This window comes from Phenylobacterium sp., from assembly GCF_016793225.1.
Lineage (GTDB): Bacteria > Pseudomonadota > Alphaproteobacteria > Caulobacterales > Caulobacteraceae > Phenylobacterium.
The window spans coordinates 1-4,461 of sequence record NZ_JAEUMN010000183.1 but is presented as its reverse complement, the minus strand read 5'-3'; the positions used below and the strand labels follow the sequence as shown (position 1 = coordinate 4,461).

Genomic DNA, 4,461 nt, shown 5'->3' with positions numbered 1-4,461 from the left:
ACGTCGACGGCGCCGTTCGCGCCCACGGTCGCCAGGGCGACGAAGGGCGAGAGCTCGATGAACCGGCGGCCGTGCTTGTCGATCCAGCCGATGTCCTTGGCCACGGTCAGCGGATGGGGCGGCTTGTAGAGCTCGTCGAGCGCGGCGCTCGCATCATCGGGCATGGCGCACCTCCGGCGCGCATTAGGCCCCAGTTGCGAACCGCTCGCAAGAGATAGCTGGCAGGGCGTCGCCGACGACGACGTCCGCCGATCAGACCGCTTCGCGGAGGTCCTCGACCAGGGTGCGGACACGCCACGCATCGGGCCGGGCCAGCAGCGCGCGGACCAGGGCGTTGTTGAGGCCGTGCCCCGCGCAGACGCCCTCGAAACGGCCTAGGACCGGGCCGCCGAGGACGTAGAGGTCCCCGATGGCGTCCAGCGCCTTGTGGCGCACGAACTCGTCGGGCCGGCGCAGCCCCTCGGGGTTCAGGATCACATCGCCGTCCAGGACGACGCAGTTCTCCAGGCTCCCGCCGCGGGCGAGGCCCATGGCGCGCAACGCTTCCACGTCGCTGAGGAAGCCGAAGGTCCGGCAGTCGGCGAGTTCGGCGCGGAAGGCGGCCTCGTCCATGGGGAGGTCGACGCTCTGCCGGCCGATGGCCGCGCTGTCGAACACGATCGTGAACGCCACCTCGAAGCCGTCCGCCGGAGAGAGGCTGGCGCGCTTGTCGCCTTCGGTCACCTCGATCGTGTCGAGGATCTCGATGTAGCGGCGCGGCGCCTCCTGGGTCCGCAGCCCGGCGCGGTCCAGCACCCGCACGAAGGGCGCGGCCGAGCCGTCCATGATCGGCATTTCGGGCCCGTCGACCTCGACCACGGCGTTGTCGACGCCCAGCATGGCCAGCGCGGCCATCAGATGCTCGATGGTCGAGACGGTCACGCCGGCGGCGTTGCCGATCACGGTGCCCAGCTGGGTCTTGCAGACGGCGTCGCCCGTCACCGGGATCGCGTTGTCGCGGTCCCTCACGTCGGTGCGCACGAACACGACGCCGCTGTCGGCCGGCGCCGGGCGAACGGAGACGCGGGTGTACTCCCCGGTGTGGACGCCGATCCCGGCGAACAGCGCCGGCGACCGGACGGTATGTTGGAACGCGGCCAAGGCGGACCTTCCTGCAACAACGCGGCGCGAAGCCGACCTTTGCCCCCAACGCGCTGGCTAAGCTGGTTGATGCACCGCAGCAAAGCACTTCGTGTTTCGCAATGTTTCGGTGAACCGAGCCTTAACGCCCTCGCCACCGGGCCCTTGATTCTACTGCGCAAATCGGCGGCGGGACGAACGTCGGCAGCCCCCTTCGCGGACCGCTCAGACCGCCGGGTAGAGTTGCGTGCCCACGAGGTTGCGCGACCGGTCGAGAACCCGCACCTGCACGGCGCGTCCCAGCGGCGCGATGCGGTCGGCCAGGCGCTTCGCATACGCCTCGGCCCGCGCGCCCGACCTGAACACCAGAGGCTCGAGGCCGGTGCACAGCACCGCCCACCCCTCGGCCAGCGGCGACACCCAGATGATGCGGCTCGACATGCGAAACCTCCCGGAGTGGGCTCCGGGAGGTTCTAGCAGACCCCGCTTTTCAGCGGAGTGACGATTTCGCGACCGTTTCTAGTTCGCCAGTCGGCGGAGGAACGACGGGATCTCGAGGTCCTCGTTCTGGTCGGCCACGTCCTCGGGCGCCTGGGCTTCGAGCGGCTGCGCGCCGCCGCGGCTCGGCGCGGGGGCCGGGCGCGGCGCGGGGGCGGCCTCGCGCGCGGCCGGAGCCGGCGGGGCGTCGAAGCGCGGACGACCGCCGAAGATCGAGAGGAACCCGCCGCGCGGCTTGCGCGGCTCGAACGCCGGCTCCGCGAAGAGCGGCGCATCGTCGGTGTCCTTGTCCTCGGCCGCGGCGGGGTCGACGATCCGCGTGAGCGGCGCGGGCTCGCTGGCCGCGACCAGGGGCTCGCTGCGGGTTTCGGCCGCCGGCGGCGGTGCGAAGATATCGGGCTGCTCCTCTTCGCGCGCGGCCTCGGCCTCGAACGCGGACACGGCGGCGACCGGTTCCAGGACCGGCGCCTCGGCGACCGGCTCGGGCCTGGGCGTCACGGTGGCGCGCAGCGGCTCCACCGACAGCGAGCGGCGCTCGATCTTGGGCTCGATGGCGGCGATCGAGGCGCCGTCCATTCCCGTGGCGACCACCGACACGCGGACCTTGCCTTCCAGCGTGGGGTCGAAGGCGGCGCCGAAGATGATGTTGGCCTCGGGGTCCACCTGCTCGGAGATGGCGTTGGCCGCCTCGTCCACTTCCAGCAGGGTCATGTCGAGGCCGCCGGTGACGTTCACCAGGACGGCCTTCGCGCCCTTCAGCGACACCTCGTCGAGGAGCGGGTTCTGGATGGCGTTCTGGGCGGCCATCAGCGCGCGGTCCTCGCCGTTCGCCTCGCCCGTGCCCATCATCGCCTTGCCCATCTCGGTCATGACCGTGCGGACGTCGGCGAAGTCGAGGTTGATCAGGCCCGGCAGCACCATCAGGTCGGTGATCGAGCGCACGCCCGAGTGCAGGACCTGGTCGGCCATGCCGAAGGCCTCGGCGAAGGTCGTCCGCTCGTTGGCGACGCGGAACAGGTTCTGGTTGGGGATGACGATCAGGGTGTCGACGTAGCGCTGCAGCTCGCCGATGCCGGCGTCGGCCAGGCGCATCCGGTGGCGGCCTTCGAAGTGGAAGGGCTTGGTCACCACGCCGACCGTCAGGATGCCGCGCTCGCGCGCGCACTTGGCGATGATCGGGGCCGCGCCCGTGCCCGTGCCGCCGCCCATGCCGGCAGTGATGAACACCATGTGCGCGCCGTCCAGGTGCTCGCCGATCTCGGGGATGCTCTCCTCGGCCGCGCTCATGCCCACTTCCGGGTGCGCGCCGGCGCCGAGGCCCTGGGTGACCTGCACGCCGAGCTGGATGCGGCGCTCGGTCTTGGCGAACTGGAGCTGCTGGGCGTCGGTGTTGGCCACGACGAACTCGACGCCCTCGAGGCCGGCGTCGATCATGTTGTTGACGGCGTTGCCGCCCGCCCCACCGATGCCGAACACGACAATTCGAGGCTTCAACTCGGTCGCGCGCGGCGCGGACAGTGAGATGGTCATGGGACGCTTCGTCCTTCCCCAGTTTTGCGGTCTAGCGCGCCCGGCACCCCTCGCCCGGCGCACCCGGAGTAACGATGCGTTAAGTACGCGCCGACACCCTTAATCGAGTGTTAACCGCATACATTGAGTCGGAACTGGATCGAGCTTCGCCTAAGGGGATTTTCGCAGGCGCCGCCAAGGAAATGCGGACGGCTCAACAGTAACGCTGCCGCGCTCTGCCTCGCGGTCTCGGCCGAGGCTTCCGAGCCCCCTCGGGCTAGAGGCCCAGAGCGGCCTTCACGGCGTCCCACGCCACGAGCTTGAAGTTCTGCTTCGCCCCGGGCGTCCCGTCGTCGACGTCGTCCTGCATGACGATGAGACCGTTGGCGAAGGCGCCCGCGAGGCGGCCCTGAGCGGCGACCCCGTCCGTGCCGGTCACCGCGTCGACCCCGTTGCCGGCGACCACGCTGAAGCGGCCGTGATAGACGGTCTGCGCCTCGCCGACGTTCCAGACCGCGAAGGCCGAGTCGCCCTGGCTGGAGGCGATCAGCCAGGCGCCGGCGTCATCCTCGAGCAGGGCGAGTCCCTCGACGTCGGGCATCAGCATCTGGGAAGGCGCCTCGGCGATCAGCTCCGGCTCTGGCTGGCCCAGGCCCAGGTCGAAGCGCCACACGCCCCTGGCTTCCTCGCCCAGGTAGAGCTGGCCGCGCGCGTCGTCGGCGACGCAGCCTTCCGGCTGGGACGCGACGGCGAAGCGGCGCTCCTCGACCACCTGCGCAGACCCGTCGGCGCGCGCCGAGACCCGCAGCTGGCGCACCTGGCCGTCCGTGCCGTTGACGATCATGAGGAACGCCTCGCCCCTCCGGGCCAGGCACAGGCCGTAGGGTTCGGCCAGATCCACCGGCACGGCGCTCCACAGGGTGAGCTTCAGGCTGTCGGGATCGAGGAAGAACAGCGCCGCGCCGGCGCCCGGGCGGCCCCGGTCCGACGCCGCCACCAGCACCCTCTGCCCCGCCGGCGTCGGGAAGCCGTCGCGGATGTCGACGTTGTTGGGCCGCCCGCCGGGCAGGAACTGGAGCGGCCGCCCGGCCAGGTCGTAGACATGGAGACCGGCCCCCTTGTCGGTCCCGATGATCACGCCGCGGCGGCGGTCCCTGGAATCCACCCAGATCGCCGGGTCGTCGGCGGCGTCACGGCCCCCGCCCCCGATCGCCGGCGTCTCGGCGGTGGCGAGCACGGGCGTGCCGGCCCCGACCGCCTGACCCCGCGAGTCGGAGACGGCCTCGGGATCGAGCGTCGCACAGGCGCCGAGGGAGAGGCTTGCGGCCAGGAGGA

General features: G+C 71.3%; 4 protein-coding genes. All 4 read right to left on the bottom strand.

The window, feature by feature from the left end:
• Positions 1-252: 252 nt before the first annotated feature.
• Positions 253-1,140, bottom strand: coding sequence for a UDP-3-O-acyl-N-acetylglucosamine deacetylase (lpxC, locus tag JNK30_RS21005; RefSeq protein ID WP_293485392.1), 888 nt, complete (start codon positions 1,138-1,140; stop codon positions 253-255).
• Between the two features lie 204 nt (positions 1,141-1,344).
• A complete protein-coding gene (locus JNK30_RS21000) occupies positions 1,345-1,560 on the bottom strand; it encodes a hypothetical protein (protein WP_293485390.1) in 216 nt (71 codons plus the stop codon).
• A 78-nt stretch (positions 1,561-1,638) separates the two neighbouring features.
• Positions 1,639-3,147, bottom strand: a complete 1,509-nt coding sequence (ftsZ, locus tag JNK30_RS20995; RefSeq protein ID WP_293485388.1) for a cell division protein FtsZ — start codon at positions 3,145-3,147, stop codon at positions 1,639-1,641.
• A gap of 256 nt (positions 3,148-3,403) precedes the next feature.
• A partial coding sequence (locus JNK30_RS20990; protein ID WP_367118771.1) for a phytase occupies positions 3,404-4,461 on the bottom strand: 1,058 nt, incomplete at its 5' end.

What these genes read in the sequence shown, in the direction of transcription:
- JNK30_RS21000 (WP_293485390.1), bottom strand. Translation starts at nt 1,560, where the DNA reads ATGTCGAGCCGCATCATCTGGGTGTCGCCGCTGGCCGAGGGGTGGGCG.
- ftsZ (WP_293485388.1), bottom strand. Translation starts at nt 3,147, where the DNA reads ATGACCATCTCACTGTCCGCGCCGCGCGCGACCGAGTTGAAGCCTCGA.